Consider the following 22,695-nt stretch of genomic DNA (forward strand, 5'->3'; position numbering starts at 1 on the left):
CAGCACCAGGCTGCCGGCCGTGGCGACCAGCGCCAGCACCACCAGTCCGGTCGGGACTCCGGCCCCGGCGCGAACGCACCCGGCCGCGGTCACGGCCACCGCGAGCTGGGCCAGTCCGCACCGCACCTCGGCGACGCCGAGCAGCGTGGGCCGCCGTCCCACCCGAGCGCCCGGGTCCGTCCTCATGTCCCCAGTCAACGGTCCGGGCGCGTGTCGCAGCAGGCCGCTTGATGGTTCCCTGACGTCAGGGAACCATCAAGGAGTCCACACCCTCCCGGATGCGGGCCCGCCCGGTGCCCCGGCTGGCAGGAGCGAGAGATGAGCGAGCGGCCGCAGCGCGACGGCAGCGTGCGCCACCACCGGGCGCCTCCCGGCGACACGTCCGGCGAGGCGTCCGGCGAGGCGGCGATCGGCGAGGCGGCGATCGGCGAGACGTCGACCGGCGAGACGTCGACCGGTGGCCCGCTCCCGCGCGGCCACGGCGACGAGCCAGCGCTCAGCGGCCGGCGCCGGCTGGTCGGCTGGGTCCTCGCGCTGGTGCTGCCGCTGCTGCTGACCGCCGGGCTGCGGGGGTTGGCCACCGGCCGGCTCCCCCTCGCCGTGCTGCTCTTCCTGGCCGCGGCCGTGCTCGCCGCCCTCGAGGGCGGGATGCTGCCCGCGCTGGCCAGCGCGATCCTCGGGTTCCTGCTGCTCAACTGGTACTTCACCCCACCGGTGGGCCGCTGGAACATCGCCGAGCCCACCGACCTCGTGACCCTGCTGGTGTACGTCGCCGTCGCGTCCGGGGTCGCCACGGTCGTGCACCGGGCGTCCCGAGGGGCCGCGGAGGCCGCCCGGGCCCGCGCCGAGGCGGCCACGCTGGCCTCGCTGTCCCACTCCGTGCTGACCGGGCAGGACACCGCCCAGGTCGTCGTGACCCGGCTGCGCGCGGCCTTCGACCAGGAGTCCGCGACCCTGCTCGGCCGCACCGGCGGCGACTGGCGGCCGCTGGCCAGCGCCGGCCCGGCGGTCGGCCGGCCCGAGGACGCGGACACCCGGGTGCCGGTCGACCCCGACCACGTGCTGGTGCTGCGCGGCCCGGCGCTGCGACCGGGCGACCAGCGGGTGCTCGAGGCGTTCGCGGTGCAGGCCGGGTTGGTGATGGAGTACCGCCGGCTGCGCGAGAGCGAGAGCCGCGCCGCCGCCCTGGAGCGAGCCGAGGCGACCAGCACGGCGCTGCTGCGCGGGGTCTCCCACGACCTGCGCACCCCCCTGGCCACCATCCGCGCCGCGCTCGACGGCCTGGCGGCCCCGGCCGTCGGCGACGCCGACCGCGGGGTGCTGATCGAGACGCTGGGCGCGGCCGTGGAGCGGCTGCAGGCGCTGATCGACAACCTGCTCGACCTGTCCCGGCTGCAGACCGGGCTGCTCCACCCGGTCCTGCGGCCGGTCAGCCTCGAGGAGGTGCTGCCGCCGGCGGTGGCCGACCAGCCACCCGGCAGTGTGGTGCTCGAGCTCGACGAGTCCACGCCGCTGGTCCTCACCGACCCCGGGCTCCTCGAACGGGTGGTCGCCAACCTGGTCACCAACGCGGTCCGGTTCGCGGACGGCACGCCGGTCCGGGTGGGCACGCGGGTGCAGCCCGACGAGATCACCGTGCAGGTGACCGACCGCGGCCCCGGCGTACCCCCCGAGGACCGGGACCGGATGTTCGAGCCGTTCCAGCGGCTCGACGACGGCGCGCCGGGCGGTCTCGGACTGGGCCTCGCCGTCGCCCGCGGCCTCGCCGGGGCCGTCGGCGGCAACCTTCGGGTCGAGGACACCCCCGGCGGCGGGCTGACCATGCTGCTCGACGTGCCCCGGCACCGCCCCGCGCCGCCCGGCGAGCCCCAGACGGAGGTCCGGTGAGTCCCCGCGTGCTCCTCGTGGATGACGAGCCGACGCTGGTGCGGGCGCTCGCGATCAGCCTGCGCGCGGAGGGCTGGGAGGTCGTCACGGCCGCCGACGGCCGCAGCGCCCTGGTCGCCGCCGCGGAGCGGAAGCCCGACGTCGTGGTCCTGGACCTGGGCCTGCCCGACATGGACGGCACCGCGGTGATCGCCGGGCTGCGGGAGTGGACGAGCGTGCCGATCGTGGTGCTCTCCGCGCGCCAGCACGGCGAGGACAAGGTGGAGGCGCTCGACCTCGGCGCCGACGACTACGTGACCAAGCCGTTCGGCACCAACGAGCTGCTGGCCCGGCTGCGCGCGGCGGTCCGCCGCAGCCAGGAGCCGGCGCCGACCAGCCCGGTGGTGGAGGTGGGCGACCTCCTGGTGGACCTCGCCCGCAAGCGGGTGACCCGCGCCGGCGCCGACGTCCGCCTGACGCCGACGGAGTGGGCGTTCCTGGAGCTGCTCGCGCGGAACCTGGGCCGGCTGGTGCCGCGGCAGCAGATCCTGCGGGAGGTGTGGGGCCCGGCGTACGAGCACGAGACGCACTACCTGCGGGTGTACGCCGCGCAGCTGCGGCGCAAGCTCGAGGACGACCCCTCCCACCCGCGGCACCTGGTGACCACGAGCGGGCTGGGCTACACGCTCGAGCCCTGAGCGGCCTCCTCGCTCGGCGGCCCGCCGTGGACCACGAAGTCCCGCTGCCGGATCAGCCCGAGGCAGAGCACGGCCGAGGCGAACGCGATCACCGCCGCGATCAGCCCGATGTGGTTGAGGGCGTCGACGAAGCTCGCCACCGCCGCGTCCGCGATCGTCTGCCGCGCCCCGGGCGGGGCCGCGCGGGTCACGGCGTCGACCTGGCCGCCGGTGACGGCGGCGGCGACCTGGGCGGTGTGGCCGGCGGCGGGCGTGCCGGCCAGGCGGTCGGCGACGCCGCTGGCCACCTGGTGGCTGAAGATCGAGCCCAGCGCGGCGATGCCGGTGGCGATCCCGACCTGCCGGAAGGTGGAGTTGACGCCGGAGGCCATGCCGGAGCGCTCGGGGGTGACCACGCCGACGGCGGTGGAGGCCAGCGGCACGTTGATCAGGCCGATGCCCAGGCCCGCGACCACCAGGCCCGGGATCAGGTGGGTCCAGCCGTCGGTGGGGGTGATCCCGATGAGCAGCAGCAGCCCGGCGCCGAGCACGGCGAAGCCGGGCGCGATCAGCCACTTCGTGGGGACGTGGCTGGTCAGCCGGCCGGCCGCGGTGGCGGCCACGAACGAGGCGGCGGAGAGGAACAGGAACCGCAGGCCGGCCTGGACGGCGGAGTAGCCGAGCACGTTCTGCACGTAGATGACCAGGTAGGTCAGCAGCGAGAAGATCGAGGCGGAGACGCCCAGGGCCGCCACCAGGCCACCGGTGAACGTCGGCTTGCGGAGCAGCCCGAGGTCGAACATCGGGCTCTTCTGGACCAGCTGGGTGACCAGGAACAGCACCAGCAGCACCGCCGAGCCGACCAGGCTCCACCGGACCGGGCCGGCGCCCAAGCCGTCCTCGCCGGCCCGGATCAGCCCGAGCACCAGCAGGCCGAGCCCGGAGCTGAACGTGAGGAAGCCGAGCCAGTCCGGCCGGCCGGCCCGCGGGTCCTTCGACTCCTCCACCCGCAGCAGCGCGACGGTGATCGCGACCACGCAGATCGGCAGGTTGACCCAGAAGATCCAGCGCCACGACAGCCCGCTGGTGAGCACGCCGCCGAGGACCGGGCCGATCGCCACGGCGACCCCGGTGGTGGCGCCGAACGCGCCGAACGCCACCCCGCGCTCCCGCCCGGTGAACGCGTTGGACAGCAGTGCCAGCGCGGTGGCGAACATCGCGGCGCCGCCGATGCCCTGCCCGGCGCGGGCGATCGAGAGGAAGTGGATCGTCGGCGCCAGGCCGCACAGGAACGACCCGACCGTGAACAGCACCGTGCCGATCACGAACACCCGGCGCCGGCCGAACAGGTCGGCGAGCGACCCCGCGGTCAGCAGCAGCGCGGCCAGGCTCAGCGCGTAGGCGTCGATCACCCACTGCAGGTCCGAGAGCGAGGCGTGCAGCTGCTGCTCGATGTCGGGCAGCGCGACGTTCACGATCGTGATGTCGAGCAGCAGCATGAAGACCCCGGTGCAGACCGCGACCAGCGTCCACCACCTGCGCTCCACGGCTCGCCCCTTCCCGTTCCGGTTCACGGTAGCCAGCCGGCGAAGCGCCTCCCAGCCGGACGCGACCGCTCAGCAGCGGCCGTAGGCGGCCGGGTCGGCCTGCAGGTCCAGGCAGACCTCGCCGAGGTCGTGCGCGTGCAGCACGGCGCCGTCCAGCGTCCACTCGAGGACCTGGAAGTGGTGCTCGCGGTCGAGGCCGATCCGGGTGAACAGCCGGCCCTCGGGGGTCAGCCAGCTGAGGTAGGCGTGCTCGCCGTCGGCGGTGAAGCCGCCGCCGAGGGGGTCGTCGTCCGCCGTGGCGCGGATCAGGGTGGCGCCCTGCCGGACGAAGACCGTCCAGGTGTCGGAGTCACCGCCCTCCTGGCTGATCACCAGCCCGGGCCCGTCGGACCCGTCGACCGGCTGGCGGAGCAGGGCCGGCGACCATCCGGCCGGCACCGCCGCCGCGACCGCGGACGTGCCGTCCTCGAGCACCAGCCGGACGTCACCGGCGCGGAGCTCGGGGCGGGCGCGGCCCCGCAGCTCGACGGTTCGGCCGTCGCCGACGCTCACCGGCTCGCCGATCCCGGCGCTCCCCTCGGCCGCCGGGAACAGCGCCGGGAGGTCCCGGTGCGGCCCGACCCGGGGACCGGGGTCCTCCCCGGCCGCGCACCGCCGCGGCGCGGGGTCGGTGCGCCGGTCCCGGCACCGCTTCCCCGCCGACGCGGGCGTCGGCCGGGCGGGGTCCGACAGCGTGATCGGGTCGGCGGCGGCCGGCGCGCCCGTCCCGGTGGCCGTCCCGGCGACCGTCCTGGTGGCCGTCCTGGTGGCCGGCCGCGGCGGGTGGGCGGCGCAGGCGGTCGGCAGCGCCAGCAGCGCGGCGGCGAGCACCCCGACCACCGTACGGGTGGCGGGTCCACGGCGGGGCCGCATCGGACTGGACCAGGGGGCCGGCCGGGAGATCATGCCGGTGGGACGCCCCCGGGGCCGGGCCGGTTGCCGCGGGTCCGGTTGCCGCGCGGCCGCTCCTACGGGCGGGCGCCCTCGATGGCCTCCTGCTCCTCCGGCGAGAGCTGCTGCTCGCAGCTCCAGGCGGTGATGCTCTTGGCATAGGTGCGGGAGTCGCTGCGCCCGTGGATCGAGGTCAGCACCACGCCGTGCCCGGCGTCGTCGAGCAGCGCGACCGACCACGACAGGTGGCCGCCCATGTCACCGAACGCGTCGTACCGCACGACCGCGAGGTGGCGCAGCGCGTCGCGGGCCTCGGCCCGGAGCGCCGCCACCTCCTGGCGCAGCCCGTAGACGTCCTCCGGCAGCGCGTCCGCGCCCGACCGGCGGCGGGTCGCCGTGAGCCGGCGCAGGGCCAGCACCGCGAGGACCAGGGCGGCGACGGCGACGAGCAGGGCGAGGATGGCGACGGTGAGCACGGGCGAAGCCTAGAGAGCCGAACGCGTCGTACGGCGGTGCCTCGCCCGTCGACCCGGTCCCGACCTGGCGGGCGCGGGGAGCCCTCCGGCGGCGACCCGGAGCCCGCCCTGTGGTCGGCCCGCCGGCCGGCGGCGGCACGCGTGCGAGCATGGGCCCGTGACCGAGGCCAGCTGGAAGCGGATCGCCTACCAGGGCGAGCCGGGCGCCAACTCCCATCTCGTGTGCCGGGAGCACTACCCGGACCTCGAGGCGCTGCCGTGCGCGTCGTTCGAGGACGTCTTCGCCGCCGTCGAGGCCGGCGAGGCGGACCTGGCGATGATCCCGATCGACAACTCCATCGCCGGCCGGGTCGCCGACATCCACCACTTCCTGCCCGCCTCGAACCTGCACATCATCGCCGAGCAGTTCCTGCGGATCCGGTTCAACCTGCTCGGGGTGCGGGGCAGCACCCTCGACGGCATCCGCACCGTGCACAGCCACGTGCACGCCCTCGGGCAGTGCCGCAAGGTGATCCGCGAGCACGGCCTGACCCCGGTGATCGCCGGCGACACCGCGGGGGCCGCCCGCGAGGTGGCCGAGGCGGGCGATCCCACCCAGGCCGCGATCTCCCCGCCGCTGGCGGCGGAGATCTACGGCCTCGACGTGCTCGCCGAGGACGTCGAGGACGAGGAGCACAACACCACCCGGTTCGTGGTGCTCTCCCGGGACCCGCTCGAGGCGGCCGCCGGGAACGGGCCGGTGGTCACCAGCTTCATCTTCAACGTCCGCAACCTGCCGGCCGCCCTCTACAAGGCGCTCGGCGGCTTCGCGACCAACGGCGTGAACATGACCAAGCTCGAGAGCTACATGGTCGACGGCCAGTTCACCGCCACCCAGTTCCTCGCCGAGGTCGACGGGCACCCCGAGGACCTGCCGGTGCAGCGGGCGCTGGAGGAGCTGGCGTTCTTCACCACCGACGTGAAGATCCTCGGCGTCTACCCCGCCTCGCCGTTCCGGCGGGACTGAGCCGCCCCGAGCGCCCCGGTGGGTCCCCCCGGTAGGTTCCTCTGCGTGGACACGCCCGACCGAACCGACCGCCGGGAGGCCGACCCGCGGGTCGCCGACCTCGGCTTCGCACGCGTGGACGTCGACCGGGCGGCCCGCACCGGGGACCCTGAGGTGGTCTACGGCGCCGGGAAGACCCCCGACCAGGTCGTGACCATCCTGCGGACCCTGCACGAGCGGCACCCGGACCGGGCCGTGCTCGCCACCCGGGTCTCGGAGGAGGCGCTGGTCGCGGTCGCCGGCGCGCTGCCCGACGCCGAGATCGACCCCGTCGCCCGCGCGGTGACCCTCGGCCCGCTCCCGACCGGGCGCGGCACCGTCGCCGTGGTCGCCGCCGGCACCTCCGACGCGCCGGTCGCGGCCGAGGCGGCGCTGACCATCCGCGTGCACGGCGCCGGCGTGGACCGCGTCGACGACGTCGGCGTGGCCGGGCTGCACCGGCTGCTCGCGGTGCAGGAGCGGCTCGCCGCGGCCGACTGCCTGGTGGTGGTCGCCGGCATGGAGGGGGCGCTCCCCTCGGTCGTCGGCGGCCTGACCGGCGTGCCGCTGGTGGCCGTCCCGACCTCGGTCGGGTACGGCGCCTCGCTGGGCGGCATCGCCGCCCTGCTGGGGATGCTGAACTCCTGCGCGCCCGGCATCACCGTGGTCAACATCGACAACGGGTACGGCGCGGGCGTGCACGCCGCCCGGGTGGCCCGGAACGCCGCGCCCCGGTCGGGCGAGCCCGGATGACCCCCGGCCCCACCACGGCCTGGGTCGACGCCTCCGCCGGCGCGAGCGGCGACATGCTGCTGGGCGCGCTGCTGGGCGCCGGCGTGCCGGTCGAGGTGCTGCAGGCCGCCGTCGACGCGATCGCCCCCGAGCCGGTCGCGCTCGCCGTGGAGCGGGTCTCGCGCAACGGGTTCGCCGCCACCCGCTGCCACGTCGAGGTCGCGGACTCCGTCACGCACCGCACCTGGCGCGACGTGCGCGCCCTGCTCGCCGGCGCCGACCTCGCCGGACCGGTGCGCGACCTGGCGCTGCGCACGTTCGAGCGGCTCGCCGCGGCCGAGGGCGCCGTGCACGGCCACGACCCCGACGAGGTGCACTTCCACGAGGTGGGCGCGCTGGACGCGATCGCCGACGTGGTGGGCGCCTGCGCGGGGTTCGTGCACCTGGCGGCGGACCGGGTCGTGGTCTCGCCGGTGGCGGTCGGGTCCGGCACGATCCGCAGCGCGCACGGCTCGCTGCCGGTGCCGCCGCCCGCGGTCGCGGAGCTGCTGCGCGGCGTCCCGTCGTACGCCGGCCCGCCCTCGGCCCCCGCGATGGAGCTGTGCACCCCCACCGGCGCGGCCGTGCTCACCACCGTGGCCACCGGCTGGGGCCCGCAGCCGCCGATGACCACCCGGGCGATCGGCGTCGGGGCCGGCGGCCGCGACCCCGAGGGCCACGCCAACGTGGTGCGGCTCCTGCTCGGGGAGGGCGCGCCCGGGCCCGCGGAGGCGACCGCCGCGCCGCTGCTGGTGGAGACCAACGTCGACGACCTGGACCCGCGGGTCTGGCCGGCGGTGATCGCCGCGCTGCTCGAGGCCGGCGCCTCCGACGCGTGGCTGACCCCGATCCTGATGAAGAAGGGGCGGCCGGCGCACACCCTCAGCGTGCTCGTCGCCGCCGACCGCGCCCCCGGCGTACGCGCCGAGATCTTCCGGCAGACCACCACCATCGGGCTGCGCGAGCAGCCGCTCGGCAAGCACGCGCTGGACCGTGAGATGGTGTCGGTCGACGTCGGCGGCCACCGGATCGCGGTGAAGCTGGCCCGCCACGAGGGCGTGCTGGTCAACGCCCAGCCGGAGTACGACGACGTCGCCCGCGCCGCCTCGGCGCTGGGGCGCCCGGTGGTCGACGTGCTCGCCGACGCCGCCGCCGCCAGCCGCGCCCTCATCCCCCAGGAGCCCTGAACCCGCCGATGGACCTCGCCGTCATCGCCCTGACCTTCGCCGCCATCTTCGTGGTCGAGCTGCCCGACAAGACCTTCGTCGCGACGCTCGTGCTGGCGACCAAGTACCGCCCGCTGCTGGTCTGGATCGGGGTCGGCTCGGCGTTCCTGGTGCAGACGCTGGTCGCCGTGCTGCTCGGCCACGCGGTGACCTACCTGCCCGAGCAGGTCGTCCGCGCGGTCGCCGGCGCGATCTTCCTGGTCGGCGCGGTGCTGCTGTTCCGCGAGGGACGCAGCCACCACCAGGCCAGCGAGGACGAGGAGGAGTACGCCGCGAAGGCGACCGCCGCGACCGGCTGGAAGGCCGTGCTGACCTGCTTCCTGATCCTGTTCGCGGCCGAGTGGGGCGACCTGTCGCAGCTGCTGACGATCTCGCTGGTCGCCAAGTACGACGACCCGGTCAGCGTGTTCGTCGGGGCGCTCGGGGCGCTGCTGGTGGTCAGCGGGCTGGCCGCCGTCTCCGGGCGCGCGCTGCTGCGGTTCATCTCGCTGCACGTGCTGCACTACGTCGGCGCGGCGGTCTGCCTGCTGCTGGCCGCGCTCACGGCGTACGAGCTGCTCGCCTGACCGCCACCCGACCCCGGGGGGGCGGGCCGCTTGCCGTTCAATTGCTCGAGAACCCGGGGGGCTACTCACGAGTAACCCGCAAATCTCCGAGCAATTGTTCCGGAGGGCCGGGCGAGGAGCGGGCCCGGAGCCAGCGGGACTCCTGACCCCTCGGCGCCGGACCGGGCGCTACTAGAGTGGCGCCCATGAATCAGCCCCCGAGCGCCCACGGCGCCGACAGCGAGGTCGGCACCCTCCAGACGGTCATGTTGCACCGGCCGGGCAACGAGCTGAAGCGGCTGACCCCGCGCAACAACGACCGGCTGCTCTTCGACGGCATCCCGTGGGTGGCGCGCGCGCAGGACGAGCACGACGCGTTCGCGCAGGCGCTGCGCGACCGCGGCGTCGAGGTGCTCTACCTGACCGAGCTGATCACCGAGACGCTCGAGAGCGAGGCCGCCCGCAACCACGCGATCACCACCGCGCTGGCCGGGCTGCACCTCGGGGACACGATGCGCGGCTACCTGGCCCGGTTCCTGCGCGACGCCTCCCCGGCGGCGCTGACCGGCTACCTGACCGCGGGCATCCGCAACGACGAGGTGCGCGGCGGCTTCGGGCTGGTCACCTCGCTGCTGGCCAGCGACGACTTCCTCATCGACCCGCTGCCGAACCTGCTGTTCACCCGCGACTCCAGCGTCTGGGTGCGCGACCGGGTGGCGGTCACCTCGCTGGCGATGCCGGCCCGCCGGCGCGAGACCCAGCTGACCGAGCTGATCTACACCGAGCACCCGCGCTTCCGCGGCACCCGCAAGATCCACGGCTGGCACCACGAGCACGTCGAGGGTGGCGACGTGCTGCTGCTCGCGCCCGGCGTGATCGCGGTCGGTGTCGGCGAGCGCACCACCCCGGCCGGCGTCGAGCGGCTGGCCCGCCAGGTCTTCCACGCGGGGCTCGCGCACACGGTGCTCGCCGTACCCATCGCCCAGGAGCGCGCGACCATGCACCTCGACACGGTCTGCACGATGGTCGACGTCGACAAGATCGTGATGTACCCCAACGTCGCCGACTCCCTGCAGGCCCACGCGGTCACCACCCGCGACGGGTCGGCCGGCGAGGGCGACCTGGTGCTCGAGGTCGCCCCCGCCGAGCCGTTCCTGGTCGCCGCGGCGAAGGCGATGGAGATCGACACGCTGCACCAGATCGACACCGGCCTGGACCCGGTCACCGCCGAGCGCGAGCAGTGGGACGACGGCAACAACACCCTCGCGCTCGCGCCCCGGGTGGCGGTCGCCTACGAGCGCAACCTCGAGACCAACGCGCGACTCGAGGAGGCCGGCATCGAGGTCGTCCGGATCGCCGGCTCCGAGCTCGGCTCCGGGCGCGGCGGGCCGCGCTGCATGAGCTGCCCGGTCACGCGGGCGCCGCTGCCGGTCGGCTGAGCCGGCGCCGGTGAGTCCCCGGGGCAGCGAGTCCCCGCGGCAGCGGTGAGTCACCGCTCGGGCGGGCGGTCTGCGGCGGGCCGGTCAGCGCGGGGTGGGCAGCACCACGTCGCCGCTGACCTCGTCGGCGGTGCGCTCGCACGCGCCCGTGTCCGCCCGGCAGCGGACCAGCGCGACCGGCCCCGCCGGCCCACCGGCCGCCCCGGAGCCGTCGGACGGGTCGCGGGCCTGCAGCACCACGCTCGTGGGTGACTCCCAGCCGACGAGCGCGAAGGTCCGGTCCTCCGGCAGCAGCAGCCGCGTCGGCCGGCCGTCGAGGTGGTCGACCCACACGTCGGTCATCGGGGACTTCGGCGCGCTGCCGCCGTCGTCCTGCCCCGGATAGGCGTACGCCGTCCCGTCGGTGTTCCACGTCCCCAGCTGATCCGCCGGCACGGTGCCGACGCGCCGCACCGCCCCCGACCGGTCGACCGCGGCGTAGACGCCCGCCAGCGCGCCGAACGGGTCGCCCGACCGGGCCTGCCACTGCACGCCGCCGGGCCACCCGGCCTGCTCCAGCTGCCGGCCGCGCAGGCCGGTGAGCGAGAGGTCGTCGCCGCCCGGCGTCCACACGTGGGCACCCTCGCCGAGGATCTCGTAGGCGACCCGGCCGTCGGTATCCACGCCCAGCACGACGAGCTCGCCGCCCTGGTCGCAGCAGACCGGGTGCACGGTGACCTCCTCGGCCCCGCGCACGGCGCCCGAGGCGACGTCGTAGGCCACCAGGCGGCGGCCCGTCGCGCCGGTCGCCATCGCCCAGACCACGCTCCGCCCGTCGGCGGAGACCACCGGCTGCACGGGCCGGTCGGAGTCGACCAGCGGCACGAGCCGGTCCCCAGCCACCACGAACCAGCGCGCCCCGCGGTCGGGGCCGCTGGCGCCGACCACCGTCGTACCGCCGGAGGAGACCAGCGCGCGGTAGGGCGTTGCGATCTCCCGCCCGCCGACGTGCAGCACTCCCGCCCGCCACCACGGCACGCCGCTCGCGGCGCCGGCGGGCAGGTCCTCCAGCGACGCCGGCCGTTCCGGCGGACGCGGGGTGGGAGCGGCGGGCTCGGGTGCGGCGCCGGTGAGCCGCGGCACCGTGGCCACCGCGACCAGGGCCACCACAGCCGCCGCGGCGACGGCAGCGCCGCGGATCGAACGCCGCCGCACCTGCTCGCGACGGCCGAGCAGCTCCAGGGTCGCGATCTGGACGTCCCGGCGCGGTGCCCGGTCGGCGGCCCGCGCGAGATCGCTCCGCAGCTGCTCCTCGATGCTCATTCCTGCTCCTCCATCCGAGCGCGCAACACACGCAGGGCCGCCGAGGCGGTCGACTTCACCGTGCCGGGCGCGCAGCCCAGCGCGTCGGCGATCTCCTTCTCACTGAGACCCTCGTAGTAGCGCAGCACGATCACCGCCCGCTGCCGCGGCGGCAGCGCCACGACCAGCGGCCAGGTGTCGATCCGGTCGAGGGGGTCGGGGTCGCTGCGCCCGGCCTCGGGGACCGAACCCATGGGCCGCTCCCGGCGCCACCGGGCCGGCTTGCGGGCGGAGATCAGGGCGTTGACCATGACCCGACGCGCGTAGGCCTCGACCGAGTCCGCCGCCGAGGCCCGGCTCCACGCGACGTACAGCTTCACCAGGGTGGTCTGCAGCAGGTCGTCGGCGTCGGCGGCATTGCCGACCAGCAGGTACGCCGAGCGGTGCAGCGCATCGGCGCGAGCAGCGACGAACTCCTCGTAGCTCGCCACCAGGTGCAGCGGCCTGGTGGTCGTCTCCCCGTTCACATCTCCCCTGACTCCGCGGACCGCACTCAGGTTCAGTCACGGATCACATCGGGCCACGCTGGACACGCCCGGGCGGGTCCGCGAGGATCCCCACGGGAGGGATCGACCCCGAAAGGCGTGCTCATGGCTGTCTCGTTCTTCGACTCGTTCAGCCCGCAGGAGGTTGCCCGCATCTGTGCGGCGGGCACCGCGGTGAAGGTGCCGGCGGGCTGGTCGCCGATCTGGGAGAAGACCCCGGCCGACAAGGCCTACATCCTCCTCCAGGGCACGGTCTCGGTCCGCCGCAAGGGCGAGGAGATCGCCCAGCTCGGCCCCGGCGAGATCATGGGCGAGGCCGCGATCGTGAACCACTCGCTGCGCACCGCCTCGATCGTCGCGCTCACCCCGCTGGAGCTGGTGCACTTCACCGATCAGGCCGTACGGCGCCTCTGCGACGAGATGCCGGCGTTCGCCGAGGCGCTGCGCACGGCCGCCGACGAGCGGCTCAACCCGACCCGGTGAACCCGCCGCGGTGAGTGCGGTGAATCCCCGGGCGGCCGAGGGGGACGGCCGGTTCGGCGACGTTCCGAGCGACGTTTACGGCCGCGGGGCGAGCGACGGGCCCGGCGGCGCGGATCAGCCCGTCGAGCTGCCCGACCTCGCCGACGCGCTGGTGGTCGTGGAGGACTTCCTGCTCGGCGATCAGCCCAGTCTGACCCGGCTGCAGGTTGCCGAGCGCGCGGGGGTATCGCTGGCGGTGGCCGAGCAGATGTGGCGGCTGCTGGGCTTCCCCAACCAGGACGACGACAGCGTCGCGTTCACGCCGGCCGACGTCGAGGCGCTGCGGCTCGCGCAGGACCTGACGGAGCTGGGCATCCTCGGTCCCGACTCGCAGGCCGCGCTGGTGCGCACCTGGGGGCGCAGCTTCGCTCGGCTCGCCGAGTGGCAGACCAGTCTGCTCGCCGACGTGGCGGTCGAGGGGCCGGACCCGCAGCAGCGGCTCACCGAGCTCGCCGGCTCGGTGCTGCCCCGCGTGGAGAAGCTCCAGAGCTACGTGTGGCGCCGCCACCTGGCCAGTGCGACCAGCCGGATGCTCACCGTCGACTCCACCGGCTCCTCGGTCACCCAGCAGGCGGTCTGCTTCGTCGACATCGTCGGCTACACCTCGCAGAGCAAGAACCTCACCGAGCGCGAGCTGGTCGACTGGCTCGAGCCCTTCGAGGACGCGGCGACCGGGCTGGTCGTCGACCACGGCGGCCGGATCATCAAGACCATCGGCGACGAGGTGCTGTTCGTCGCCGATGACGCCGCCGCGGCCGCCGACGTCGCGCTGGCGATGACCGCGCGGGGAGCCGATCCGGAGGACCGGCTGCCGCAGGTGCGCGCCGGCCTCGCCTACGGCGAGGTCGTGAGCCGGCTCGGCGACGTCTTCGGGCCCACCGTCAACGTCGCGGCCCGGCTGACCTCCGTGGCCCGGCCCGGCACGGTGCTCGTCGACCGAGGCGCCTACGAGGCGCTCTCGGGCCGGGTCGGGGACGACGAGTCGGCCGGGCCCGACGACGAGGGCGCGGACTCGGCGTACTCCTTCCGGCGGACGCGGCGCACCCCGGTCAAGGGCTACTCCCGGCTCCAGCCCTGGGTGTTGCGCCGCCGCTGACCCGATCGACGAAACGGTGGCTGAGCCACCGCGCGGATCTGGCGCGTGGAGTCGTGGAGCCTCCTACCGGCACGCCGTGGACCCGGTTCCGGGGCTCCGCCCGAGCCTCGGGAAACGCAACGAGCCCCGATCCGGCTCCTGAGGAGTCCGATCGGGGCTCGGGGGCGGCGCCGGCGGGTTTCCCGCACCATTTCCGCCGTAGAAAATTGAAGCGCCCGGCCGTTGTCGACGGGGGACACAACAACGACCGGGCGAGTGAAATCTACGGGACGGGGAGTGGTCACACAATCCCCGAGGTCGATTTTCTGGGTGATCTCGGACAAGTTGGGGATATCAGCGGATCGTGACCTGCCGGTTCGCCAGGCCGTTGCGGGCCGCGCGCTGCTCTGAGGTGAGCGGGCTCTCATCGGCGAGCGCCTCGGCGAGGTCGGCGGCGAACCGCTCCGCCGGCTCCTCCAGCGCCTCCGGGCCGGTGCCGACCGGGAGGTCCCAGACCGGGGCCAGCAGCCCGTGGGCCCGGAACATGCCGACGAACCGCGAGCCGGGCGCCAGGTCGTCCCGCCCGGCCGCGTGCAGGCGGGCCAGGGCGTCGAGCAGCCGGTCCTCCGGCTGCGGCATCACCCAGCGCAAGTGCTCCTTGGTGCCGACGTGGGTCCAGTACGCCGCCTCCACGGTGGTCAGCCGGGCGGTCGGGTTGGCGGCCTCGTTGGCCTGCTCAAGTGCGGCGGCCATGCCGGAGGTGTCCTCGACGTCGGCGATCCAGTAGTCGAAGCCGTCGTGGACGGTGACGTCGAGCCGCTCGTCGGTGATCAGGTCCTGCAGGCGCGGGCCCTCGCCGGGCGGGTCGGTGAGCCCGATGATGCCGGGCTCGTCGGTGGCCAGCGCCTTCTGCAGCACCGCGCCGAGGTCGCGGGCGGGGTCGCCGAAGTTGTGCTGGACCTGCATCCCCAGCCAGATCTGCCCGCTGTCGCGGACCATCGCGGGGGCGGCCATCGGCAGCAGCGAGCACAGCTGCACGCTGCGGCCCTGCCGGTCCGGCTCGGCCAGGGTCAGCGGCGCAGTCGCGGCCGGCACCAGCTCGCGCAGCGCGACCACGTCGCACTCCGAGGGCATCCCCTCGAACGGGCGGCCCACGAAGACCGAGGCCACGCCGCCGGCGGCGCCGTGACAGGCCTTGTAGCGCTTGCCCGAGCCGCAGGGGCACGGCTGCCGGGGACCCACCGCCCCCTCGACGGGCTGGGACTCACGGGCCTTGGTGCGGGAACGCTTCGCCATGGGCGCGAACCTATACGCCGAGCAGCTCCAGCATGTACGCCGGGCGGTCGGTGATGACCGCGCGCACCCCGAGCCGCCGGCACAGCTCGAGCTCGTCGGGACTGTTGACCGTCCAGACGTGCATCTCGTGGCCGGCCCGGATGATGCGCGGGCCGAGCCGGGGATGGTCCTGCAGCTCCCGGACCCCGGGGCCGACGATCCAGTCCGGGCCGATCCGGTTCTTCAGCATCGGCCAGTACTGCGCGCGCTCGAGCAGCTGCACCAGCCGCACCCCCGGGGCCAGCCGCTCGATGCGCTGCAGGGCGGTCCAGGAGAAGCTCATCACCCGCACCGGCGAGCCGGGGGCGTCCCAGCCGAAGTCCCGCAGCAGGTCGACGACGCGCCGCTCCACGAGCCCGGCGTACCTCGTGGGGTGCTTGGTCTCGATCGCCACCTCGACCGGCCGGGGGTAGTCGGCCACGGTCTCCAGCAGCTTGCGCAGCGTGAGCACCCGGCCGAGGTCCTCGTCGCGCTCGGGCGCCTCGTCGTCGAGGTCGGCCCAGGGGTTCTTCCACGCGGCGAAGTCGAGCGCGTCCATGTCGGCGAGCTCCATCGTGGACACGATGCGCCGGTTGGCGGCGGTGCGGCGCAGGTTGCGGTCGTGGACGCAGACCAGGTGGCCGTCGGCGGTCAGCCGGACGTCGCACTCCAGCGCCTCCGCACCGTCGTCGAGGGCCGCGAGGTAGGCGCCGAGGGTGTGCTCGGCGTTCTCGTGGCTGGCCCCCCGGTGGGCGACGACCTGCGGCCTCATGGCGGACATTCTGGTCGCGGTCCGAGCGGTTGCGGGTGGCGGGGTCCGTGTGGCGGAGGGTACGTCGGGACTCGGTGGGCCGCCCGACCCGGCGCGGGACGACGGCGCGGGTCGCCTGCCCGGGCCGTCGGCGTCAGCGGGGGCGGTGCTCCACGAGCCCGACCAGGTTGCCCTCGGAGTCGCGCACGAACGCCATCCACTCCGCGGTCCCCGCTGGGCCCAGGGTGTCGTCCTCGTGCTCGAAGATCACGTGCGGCTCCGTCTCGATCTGCACCCCGCGAGCCCGGAGCCTTGCGACGGTGGCCTCGACGTCAGCCACCCCGAGATAGTGCAGCGCGCTGGGGGCGGCCCGGTCCAGCAGCAGCCGCACCCCGCCGAGGTCGAAGAAGACCAGGCCGGGCGGGTCGAAGCTCGCCAGCGGGGCGACGCCGAGGAGGTCGGCGTAGAACGCGGTGGCCCGCTCGAGGTCGTCGGCGCGCTGGGCGATCTGCACGAGGTCCACGACGGGCTCCCTTCGTTGGTGATCCTGAGTGTTAGGGATGCTAGAGGCCGTCGTCGCCGCCGGCCCGGCGCTGCGTGAGCTGGCCGAGGACCGGGTAGCGGCCGTCGGTTAGGCGTGCGCGAGCAGGTAGCGGCCGAAGTGCGGCACGGTGAACGCGATCCGGCCCCGCTCGCCGGAGTAGATCAGCCCCTTCTTCAGCAGCGCGTCGCGCGCCGGCGAGAGCGACTGCGGCCGCTTGCCCAGCAGCCCCGCGACCTCGGCGGTGGGGACGCTCTGGATGTCGTCGAGCTCCTCGGTCCCCCGTTCGGCGATCGCGACCGCGGCGTCGGCCATCGCCCGCAGGTACTCCCGCTCCCCCGGCGTGGCCCGCTCGTAGCGGCTGCCGAAGAAGCCGACCGCGAGCTCCCGCTCCGCCTCCGGGGCGGCCACCGCGACGTCGTCCGCCCCGATCGGCGAGGACGGCGCGAGGTCCCACACGACCTTGCCGTAGGCCTGGATGAAGTACGGGTAGCCGCCGGTCGCGGCGTACATCGCGGCCAGCGCGTCCTCGGTGTACGCCGCCTCCTCGTCCTCGGCCGGCGCGCTCAGCGCCCGGTCGGCGGCCTCGCGGGCGAGCCGGTCGATGCGCTGGTAGCGGAACAGCCGTTCGGAGTAGGACTTGCTCGCCGAGAGCACCGCGGGCAGGTGCGGCAGGCCGGCGCCGACCACGATCACCGGCAACCCGGACTGGCTGATCTCGTGGCAGGCCGCGCACAGCGCCGAGACGTCGTCCGGCCCGAGGTCCTGCATCTCGTCGATGAAGACCGCGATCCCCTTGCCGACGTCGCCGGCCAGCCCCCCGACCTCGGTGAACAGCTCGACGAGGTCGATCTCGATGTCGCCGGAGTCCGCGCGCCCCTTCACCGCGGGCACGTCGATGCCGGGGCTCCACTGGTCGCGCAGCTTCGCCTGGGCCCCGGCGTCGCGCTGCGCGAAGGACTTGATCACGCCCAGCACGTGGTCGACGTCGTCGGGCTGGGGGTGCCCGAGTTCGCGCACCGCCTGGTGCAGCGCGCTGGACAGCGGCCGCCGCAGCCCCTGGTCGGGGCGGGCCTCGAGCTTGCCGGTGCCCCACCGCCGGCGGACCGCCGAGGACCGCAGCGCGTTGAGCAGCACGGTCTTGCCGACCCCGCGCAGCCCGGTCAGCACCAGGCTGCGCTCGGGCCGCCCGCGGGCGACCCGCTCCAGCACGATGTCGAAGGCCGCGAGCTGCTCGTCACGACCGGCCAGCTCGGGCGGGCGCTGGCCGGCGCCGGGCGCGTAGGGGTTCCGGATCGGGTCCACGCGAGGACCGTATCGGCGTCTCTAGCGATCGCCGTAGATTTCGCAAGCGTGGCGTAGAGGTAGCAGCCGACGGGATAGTCCGTGACGATCGGGCCCCTCGGCGGCCCTCCTGAGGGCCCGAACGTCACGGACTACCCGCCACGGGGGTCGGCTCAGGCACCGCGGCGGGCGCGCACCGGCTGGGTCACCGCCACGTCGTACGCCCGGTCCAGCCCGGCCCGCAGCATCGCGATCAGCTCCGGCACCTCGTCGACCTCGAGCCGGAACGAGCCGGCGCAGGCGTTGTCCCGCCACAGCGACAGCACGACCAGGCCCGCCTCGTGGTGCCACGAGACGCGCAGCGCGCGGTCGGCTCCGCGGGCGTCGAGGAAGATCGAGCCCGCCTCCGGCAGCGGACGGGTGATGGTCACCGTCACATCATGCTCCGTGGGGCCCATGACCACCAGCGGTTCGTGAGGACCGGCCCCGGCGGCCCGACCCGCGCCTAGACTGGCCGGCGTGCCCGAGCTGCCCGAGGTGGAAGCGCTGGCCCTCGACCTACGGGGCCGGCTGCGGGACCACGCGATCGCGCAGGTCCAGCTGGCCGCGTTCAGCGCGCTGAAGACCTTCGACCCGCCGATCTCGGCGCTCGAGGGCACGCTGGTCGACGACGTCACCCGGCACGGGAAGTTCCTCGACATCGACGCCTCCGGCCTGCACCTGGTGCTGCACCTGGCCCGGGCCGGCTGGGTGCGCTGGCGCGACGAGCTGCCGACCACCCCGCCGCGGCCCAGCAACAAGTCCCCGCTGGCGGCGCGGGTGGTGCTCGAGGACCGGTCCGGGCTGGACATCACCGAGGCCGGCACCCGCAAGAGCCTGGCCATGTACGTCGTGCGCGACCCCCTCGACGTGCCCGGCATCGCCACCCTCGGGCCGGACCCGCTCACCGACGACTTCACCCTCGAGATGCTGCGCGAGATCCTCCAGCGCGAGGGCCGCAAGCAGATCAAGGGCGTGCTGCGACACCAGGGCACCATCGCGGGGATCGGCAACGCCTACTCCGACGAGCTGCTGCACGCAGCCCGGATGTCGCCGTTCAAGCCCGCGAACAGCCTCGACGAGACCGAGCTGCAGACGTTGTACGCCGCGATCCGCGACGTGCTCGGGGCCGCGGTGGACCGCTCCCGCGGCCTCGCGGCCAGCGAGCTCAAGGGCGAGAAGAAGTCCCACCTCGCCGTGCACGGCCGCACCGGCCAGCCCTGTCCGGTCTGCGGGGACACGGTCCGCGAGGTGTCGTTCGCGGACTCCAGCCTGCAGTACTGCCCCACCTGTCAGACCGGCGGCAAGCCGCTCGCCGACCGCCGCCTGTCCCGGCTGCTGAAGTAGCCGCTCAGGCCGTCGGGGTCCCGGACGCCGGCCGGACCTGCACGGTGCTCGCCACCAGCTTCGGCACGCCGGTGCGGAGACGGGCGGCGGCCTCGACCGCCACCTCGTCGGCCTCCCGCAGCGACAGGTCGGACGCCACCGCGATGGTCGCCTCCGCCCGCACCCGGTGGCCGACCCAGCGCAGCCGCAGGTCGGGCACCGCCACCACCCCCGGGGTCCCGGCGAGGACGTCCTCGGCCCGGTCGGCCAGCTCCGGCTCGACCGCGTCCATCAACCGGCGGTAGATGTCGCGCGCGGCGCCGCGCAGCACCGCCACGATCGCGACCGTGATCAGGACGCCGACCAACGGGTCCGCCCAGTCCCACCCGGCCAGCGCACCGAGCGCGCCGAGCACCACCGCGAGCGAGGTGAACCCGTCGGTGCGCGCGTGCACGCCGTCGGCCTCGAGGGCGGCCGAGCCGATCTTCCGGCCGACGCGGATGCGGTAGGCCGCCACTGCCTCGTTGCCCGCGAACCCCACCAGTCCGGCCACCATCACCACCCAGGGGTCGGCCAGCGGCTGGGGGTCGGCCAGCCGGCGCAGGGACTCCCAGCCGGCCAACACGGCCGAGAGCGCGATCATCGCGACGATGAACACCCCGGCCAGGTCCTCGGCTCGCCCGTAGCCGTAGGTGTAGCGGCGGTTCGCGGACCGGCCGGCGAGCACGAAGGCGACCCAGAGGGGTACGGCGGTCAGCGCGTCCGCGACGTTGTGGATCGTGTCCGCGAGCAGCGCGACGGACCCGGTGAGCCCGAACAGCACCGCCTGCAGGATCGCCGTGACTCCGAGCACCACCAGGCTGGTCCGGACCGCGCGGATCCCCTCGGCGCTGCCCTCCAGCGCGTCGTCGACCGCGTCGGCGCTGTCGTGGCTGTGCCCGCCGAAGAGCTCCCGGAGGTGACCGAGCAGTCCGTGCCCGTGCTGATGTCCGTGCTCATGTCCGTGGCCCCCGCCCTCGTCGTGGGCATGGACGTGGTCGTGTTCGTGGTCGTGGTGGGGGTCGCTCCGAAGCACGCACCGCATTCAACACATGCAGATGTGTTCATGCAACTACACTGGTCGGCATGGGGCACAGCCGAGACGACGTACCGAGGCGTCTCGACGCGGCGGTCGCCCGGCAGGTCGCGACCACGCTGCAGGCGCTGGCCACCCCGAGCCGGGTGCTGATCCTCTCGACGCTGCGGGGTGGTCCCTGCACCGTCCGGGAGATCACCGAGGCCGTGGGCATGGCCCAGCCCGCGGTGTCGCACCAGCTGCGGCTGCTGCGCAACCTCGGGCTGGTCGTCGGCGACCGCCACGGACGCCACGTCGTCTACCAGCTGCACGACGACCACGTCGCGGAGCTCATCGACCAGGCGGTCCACCACGCCGAGCACGTGAGACTCGGGTCCGTGGACCGCTCCCGCGTCGGGGGCCCACCGCCGGTGCCCTGAGCCCGGATCGACCTCGCAGACACCCCGGGGAGCCGGGGAGAGCCAGGAGAGAAACATGCACCAGATCCCGACCGTCAGCGTCGACGGCGTCCCGGACCCGCTACCGCCGGGGCTGGTGGTGCTCGACGTGCGCGAGCCGGTGGAGTGGGAGCACGGCCACATCGACGGCGCCCTGCACATCCCGCTGATGCAGCTCCCGCAGCGCTTCTCCGAGCTGCCCGAGGGCCAGGCGCTCGTGGTCTGCAAGATCGGCGGCCGCTCGGCGCAGGCCGTCGGCTACCTGGTCCAGCAGGGCATCGACGCGGTGAACCTCGACGGCGGGATGATCGGCTGGGCCGAGGCCGGCCGGGCGATGGTCAGCGAGACCGGCCAGCGGCCGCACGTGGTCTGACCGGGTGAGTCCCATCTGAGGTTGAGCCGCGGGGCGGCGGTTTGCCGGTTTGTCGGATCTGCCGATGGGCGTTGTCCGCCCGTTCGGAACCCGGGCAGGCAGACTGCGTCCTATGGGCATGGCCGCGTCTGTGCGAATGGGCCTCGCCGTACTCGCCTGCGGCACCGTCAGTGCCTGCGCAGGCGACCCGAGCGGTGGCGTCGAGTGTGAGCGGTCCGACCCCGTCGCCAGCGCTCCCACCTGGGATCGCCTGAAGGACGCAATGTTGGGGTATACGGGGCGAGGCCGGGTCGTATCGGTGCGGACGCAAGCGCGAGGCGCCAGCGCCCGCGACGCCCTCCACGTGAGCGACCGGCATGTCCGCCGCGTGGTGGACCTGCTGAACCGCAACGGCCGACGTCTGGTTCAAGTCAAGGTGACGCGGACCGACGCCGGGGTCTGGCGTGCTGAGGTCCTGAGCCAGTGCACCGACTGACTGCCACCTCCGGGACGACAGGCGAGAGACGCCCGCATGCCGCGGTCCGGGGTGTAGGTCGATGCCGCCTGATGTCCTACCTTGCTGAGGTGGCGCAAGATCGTTCGTTCGAGGAATCCGCGCTGGTCCTGGGTCGCGACCTGCGCGCCGACGGATACCGCGACCTGGCCGCCGCGCTCCTCGAGGTCGTGCCGGAGACCGGCACGGTGAGGGATGACGCACACCGCGCCCTTGTGGCCGAGCGGCTCCACGGGATCTCTGCGGCTGACCACGTGCCCTCGCGATTCCGAGAGAGGGCTACGCAATTGGCCAGCCTGGCCAGCGCGGACGCCACCATTCGACACGGCCGTACCGGCACCGTGTGGATTGCCTGGGAAGGCCGTGACAGCGACAACGCCGAAGACCCCGTAGGCGAGCACGGCCCGCAGCCCGGCTACTGGGTGTCCTGGCAGTCCGACCGCGGGCAAGTCGACTGGTGCGAAGACGGCCCCTACTGCGCCGATCTCCGCGATGCCCTCGCATGGGCCCGCGCCCGCACCGACGCGGTCATCGTTCGCCCAGCCTGGGACGAGAACACCCACTACTGGGCCGGCCGGGGCCACGACCGGCGGAACCTTCCGCCTTTGGATGAGTCGCGCGCCTGACCGGCTCGATTCCGGGGGCGCCTTGTCATCCACAGACGGGATACTTTTCGCATGACGTCGCTGGGACAGGTTCGGTTCTGGCGCGACGCGGACGGGTGGGGAGTCATCGACTCGGACGCCACGCCAGGTGGCTGCTGGGCGCACTTCTCGTCTGTCCTCGTCGCGGGCTACAAGAGCCTGCGGACGGGGCAGCGCGTGAGGTTTGCCTTCGAGACTGCGGAACAGGACGGCTACGCGTTCCGGACAGTCGAGGCATGGCCGGCCGACCAGGCGCCGGTCCGCACCACCCAGGAGGCTTCCGGTCCGTCCGCGGCCTACCGCTCCACCTTGACCCTCGCCTTCGACGACGAGGATGAAGGCAGCAGCTGACCCCTGACCGCCTGGTCGGCGTCCAGTCACCGCGAGGAGGGCTGAGCGTTGCCCTGCGCGTCTCGGCTGTCCCTGTTCGTGCGCTGCTGGCCCCGTCGCCCCGATGCTTCGGCTTCGGGACCGCTTTCGGTTTGGGGCGTTCA

Annotated in this window: 25 protein-coding genes; 14 read left to right on the forward strand and 11 right to left on the reverse strand. The window is 74.4% G+C overall.

The features are described 5' to 3' along the window. Positions 1–318 precede the first annotated feature (318 nt). Both BJZ21_RS19685 and BJZ21_RS19690 read left to right on the forward strand, forming a co-directional pair. On the forward strand, positions 319–1,887 hold the full coding sequence (locus tag BJZ21_RS19685) for a sensor histidine kinase (RefSeq protein WP_179665305.1): 1,569 nt from the start codon (positions 319–321) through the stop codon (positions 1,885–1,887). Further along, the gene (locus BJZ21_RS19690) at positions 1,884–2,564 is read left to right on the forward strand and encodes a response regulator (RefSeq protein WP_179665306.1); all 681 of its coding nucleotides are present in this window, start codon (positions 1,884–1,886) and stop codon (positions 2,562–2,564) included. Before BJZ21_RS19685 ends, BJZ21_RS19690 begins: the two co-directional genes overlap by 4 nt. On the opposite strand, the gene BJZ21_RS19695 is transcribed toward BJZ21_RS19690, so the two are convergent. The 3 genes from BJZ21_RS19695 to BJZ21_RS19705 all read right to left on the reverse strand — a co-directional run bounded on the left by BJZ21_RS19695 (position 2,546) and on the right by BJZ21_RS19705 (position 5,496). Beyond that, positions 2,546–4,090 (reverse strand): DHA2 family efflux MFS transporter permease subunit, encoded by a 1,545-nt coding sequence (locus BJZ21_RS19695; RefSeq protein ID WP_179665307.1) that lies wholly within the window; start codon positions 4,088–4,090, stop codon positions 2,546–2,548. The genes BJZ21_RS19690 and BJZ21_RS19695 overlap by 19 nt on opposite strands. 69 nt (positions 4,091–4,159) lie before the next feature. After that, positions 4,160–4,960 (reverse strand): hypothetical protein, encoded by an 801-nt coding sequence (locus tag BJZ21_RS19700; protein ID WP_179665308.1) that lies wholly within the window; start codon positions 4,958–4,960, stop codon positions 4,160–4,162. Positions 4,961–5,097: 137 nt separating this feature from the next. Continuing rightward, a complete protein-coding gene (locus tag BJZ21_RS19705; protein WP_179665309.1) occupies positions 5,098–5,496 on the reverse strand; it encodes a DUF4446 family protein in 399 nt (132 codons plus the stop codon). 157 nt (positions 5,497–5,653) lie between these two features. On the opposite strand from BJZ21_RS19705, the gene BJZ21_RS19710 reads away from it, so the two are divergent. From BJZ21_RS19710 to BJZ21_RS19730, 5 genes are all read left to right on the forward strand, one after another. After that, positions 5,654–6,502, forward strand: coding sequence for a prephenate dehydratase (locus tag BJZ21_RS19710; RefSeq protein WP_179665310.1), 849 nt, complete (start codon positions 5,654–5,656; stop codon positions 6,500–6,502). Between the two features lie 45 nt (positions 6,503–6,547). Further along, complete coding sequence (larB, locus tag BJZ21_RS19715) at positions 6,548–7,273, forward strand: nickel pincer cofactor biosynthesis protein LarB (protein WP_179665311.1); 726 nt, start codon at positions 6,548–6,550, stop codon at positions 7,271–7,273. Continuing rightward, positions 7,270–8,478, forward strand: a complete 1,209-nt coding sequence (larC, locus tag BJZ21_RS19720; protein ID WP_179665312.1) for a nickel pincer cofactor biosynthesis protein LarC — start codon at positions 7,270–7,272, stop codon at positions 8,476–8,478. The genes larB and larC overlap by 4 nt, the downstream gene beginning before the upstream one ends. 8 nt (positions 8,479–8,486) lie before the next feature. Next, entirely contained in the window at positions 8,487–9,083 is a 597-nt protein-coding gene (locus BJZ21_RS19725; RefSeq protein WP_179665313.1) for a TMEM165/GDT1 family protein, read from the forward strand. 185 nt (positions 9,084–9,268) lie between these two features. After that, on the forward strand, positions 9,269–10,501 hold the full coding sequence (locus BJZ21_RS19730) for an arginine deiminase (RefSeq protein ID WP_179665314.1): 1,233 nt from the start codon (positions 9,269–9,271) through the stop codon (positions 10,499–10,501). A gap of 84 nt (positions 10,502–10,585) precedes the next feature. On the opposite strand, the gene BJZ21_RS19735 is transcribed toward BJZ21_RS19730, so the two are convergent. Both BJZ21_RS19735 and BJZ21_RS19740 read right to left on the reverse strand, forming a co-directional pair. After that, positions 10,586–11,803, reverse strand: coding sequence for a hypothetical protein (locus BJZ21_RS19735; protein ID WP_179665315.1), 1,218 nt, complete (start codon positions 11,801–11,803; stop codon positions 10,586–10,588). Continuing rightward, entirely contained in the window at positions 11,800–12,309 is a 510-nt protein-coding gene (locus BJZ21_RS19740; RefSeq protein ID WP_343052242.1) for a SigE family RNA polymerase sigma factor, read from the reverse strand. The genes BJZ21_RS19735 and BJZ21_RS19740 overlap by 4 nt, the downstream gene beginning before the upstream one ends. Positions 12,310–12,432: 123 nt before the next feature. Between BJZ21_RS19740 and BJZ21_RS19745 the strand changes: the two genes are divergently transcribed. Together BJZ21_RS19745 and BJZ21_RS19750 are read left to right on the forward strand one after the other, a co-directional pair. Next, the gene (locus tag BJZ21_RS19745; RefSeq protein ID WP_179665316.1) at positions 12,433–12,810 is read left to right on the forward strand and encodes a cyclic nucleotide-binding domain-containing protein; all 378 of its coding nucleotides are present in this window, start codon (positions 12,433–12,435) and stop codon (positions 12,808–12,810) included. 19 nt (positions 12,811–12,829) lie between these two features. Beyond that, on the forward strand, positions 12,830–13,945 hold the full coding sequence (locus BJZ21_RS19750) for an adenylate/guanylate cyclase domain-containing protein (RefSeq protein ID WP_343052243.1): 1,116 nt from the start codon (positions 12,830–12,832) through the stop codon (positions 13,943–13,945). Positions 13,946–14,278: 333 nt separating this feature from the next. Here the strand turns inward: BJZ21_RS19750 and BJZ21_RS19755 are convergent, their stop codons facing one another. The 5 genes from BJZ21_RS19755 to BJZ21_RS19775 all read right to left on the reverse strand — a co-directional run bounded on the left by BJZ21_RS19755 (position 14,279) and on the right by BJZ21_RS19775 (position 18,245). Then, positions 14,279–15,220, reverse strand: coding sequence for a DUF5926 family protein (locus BJZ21_RS19755; protein ID WP_179665317.1), 942 nt, complete (start codon positions 15,218–15,220; stop codon positions 14,279–14,281). Between the two features lie 10 nt (positions 15,221–15,230). Continuing rightward, on the reverse strand, positions 15,231–16,010 hold the full coding sequence (locus BJZ21_RS19760) for a glycerophosphodiester phosphodiesterase (protein WP_179665318.1): 780 nt from the start codon (positions 16,008–16,010) through the stop codon (positions 15,231–15,233). Positions 16,011–16,143: 133 nt separating this feature from the next. Next, a complete protein-coding gene (locus BJZ21_RS19765) occupies positions 16,144–16,512 on the reverse strand; it encodes a VOC family protein (RefSeq protein WP_179665319.1) in 369 nt (122 codons plus the stop codon). Between the two features lie 108 nt (positions 16,513–16,620). Further along, a complete protein-coding gene (locus BJZ21_RS19770) occupies positions 16,621–17,835 on the reverse strand; it encodes an AAA family ATPase (protein WP_179665320.1) in 1,215 nt (404 codons plus the stop codon). A gap of 152 nt (positions 17,836–17,987) precedes the next feature. Continuing rightward, entirely contained in the window at positions 17,988–18,245 is a 258-nt protein-coding gene (locus BJZ21_RS19775; RefSeq protein WP_218851570.1) for a hypothetical protein, read from the reverse strand. 88 nt (positions 18,246–18,333) lie between these two features. On the opposite strand from BJZ21_RS19775, the gene BJZ21_RS19780 reads away from it, so the two are divergent. Next, positions 18,334–19,200 carry a DNA-formamidopyrimidine glycosylase family protein gene (locus tag BJZ21_RS19780; RefSeq protein WP_179665322.1) on the forward strand — a complete coding sequence of 289 codons (867 nt, stop codon included), beginning with the start codon at positions 18,334–18,336 and terminating at the stop codon, positions 19,198–19,200. A 4-nt stretch (positions 19,201–19,204) separates the two neighbouring features. Here BJZ21_RS19780 and BJZ21_RS19785 read toward each other — a convergent pair whose 3' ends face one another. Then, the gene (locus BJZ21_RS19785) at positions 19,205–20,254 is read right to left on the reverse strand and encodes a cation diffusion facilitator family transporter (protein WP_343052244.1); all 1,050 of its coding nucleotides are present in this window, start codon (positions 20,252–20,254) and stop codon (positions 19,205–19,207) included. 50 nt (positions 20,255–20,304) lie between these two features. Between BJZ21_RS19785 and BJZ21_RS19790 the strand changes: the two genes are divergently transcribed. The 4 genes from BJZ21_RS19790 (at position 20,305) to BJZ21_RS19805 (ending at position 22,552) form a co-directional block, all read left to right on the forward strand. Further along, positions 20,305–20,673, forward strand: coding sequence for an ArsR/SmtB family transcription factor (locus BJZ21_RS19790; protein ID WP_179665324.1), 369 nt, complete (start codon positions 20,305–20,307; stop codon positions 20,671–20,673). A 55-nt stretch (positions 20,674–20,728) separates the two neighbouring features. Beyond that, positions 20,729–21,064, forward strand: a complete 336-nt coding sequence (locus tag BJZ21_RS19795) for a rhodanese-like domain-containing protein (protein WP_179665325.1) — start codon at positions 20,729–20,731, stop codon at positions 21,062–21,064. Positions 21,065–21,628: 564 nt separating this feature from the next. Beyond that, positions 21,629–22,183, forward strand: coding sequence for a hypothetical protein (locus BJZ21_RS19800; protein WP_179665326.1), 555 nt, complete (start codon positions 21,629–21,631; stop codon positions 22,181–22,183). Positions 22,184–22,234: 51 nt separating this feature from the next. Then, positions 22,235–22,552 carry a cold-shock protein gene (locus BJZ21_RS19805; RefSeq protein ID WP_179665327.1) on the forward strand — a complete coding sequence of 106 codons (318 nt, stop codon included), beginning with the start codon at positions 22,235–22,237 and terminating at the stop codon, positions 22,550–22,552. The last annotated feature ends 143 nt before the right edge of the window (positions 22,553–22,695 follow it).

The sequence above is a fragment of the Nocardioides panaciterrulae genome (assembly GCF_013409645.1).
In the GTDB taxonomy this organism is placed as follows: domain Bacteria; phylum Actinomycetota; class Actinomycetes; order Propionibacteriales; family Nocardioidaceae; genus Nocardioides; species Nocardioides panaciterrulae.

Coding starts and splice junctions, on each gene's coding strand:
- BJZ21_RS19725 (WP_179665313.1), top strand. CDS start 8,487: ATGGACCTCGCCGTCATCGCCCTGACCTTCGCCGCCATCTTCGTGGTC.
- BJZ21_RS19790 (WP_179665324.1), top strand. CDS start 20,305: ATGGGGCACAGCCGAGACGACGTACCGAGGCGTCTCGACGCGGCGGTC.
- larC (WP_179665312.1), top strand. CDS start 7,270: ATGACCCCCGGCCCCACCACGGCCTGGGTCGACGCCTCCGCCGGCGCG.
- BJZ21_RS19760 (WP_179665318.1), bottom strand. CDS start 16,010: ATGAGGCCGCAGGTCGTCGCCCACCGGGGGGCCAGCCACGAGAACGCC.
- BJZ21_RS19745 (WP_179665316.1), top strand. CDS start 12,433: ATGGCTGTCTCGTTCTTCGACTCGTTCAGCCCGCAGGAGGTTGCCCGC.
- BJZ21_RS19735 (WP_179665315.1), bottom strand. CDS start 11,803: ATGAGCATCGAGGAGCAGCTGCGGAGCGATCTCGCGCGGGCCGCCGAC.
- BJZ21_RS19755 (WP_179665317.1), bottom strand. CDS start 15,220: ATGGCGAAGCGTTCCCGCACCAAGGCCCGTGAGTCCCAGCCCGTCGAG.
- BJZ21_RS19805 (WP_179665327.1), top strand. CDS start 22,235: ATGACGTCGCTGGGACAGGTTCGGTTCTGGCGCGACGCGGACGGGTGG.
- BJZ21_RS19730 (WP_179665314.1), top strand. CDS start 9,269: ATGAATCAGCCCCCGAGCGCCCACGGCGCCGACAGCGAGGTCGGCACC.
- BJZ21_RS19685 (WP_179665305.1), top strand. CDS start 319: ATGAGCGAGCGGCCGCAGCGCGACGGCAGCGTGCGCCACCACCGGGCG.
- BJZ21_RS19795 (WP_179665325.1), top strand. CDS start 20,729: ATGCACCAGATCCCGACCGTCAGCGTCGACGGCGTCCCGGACCCGCTA.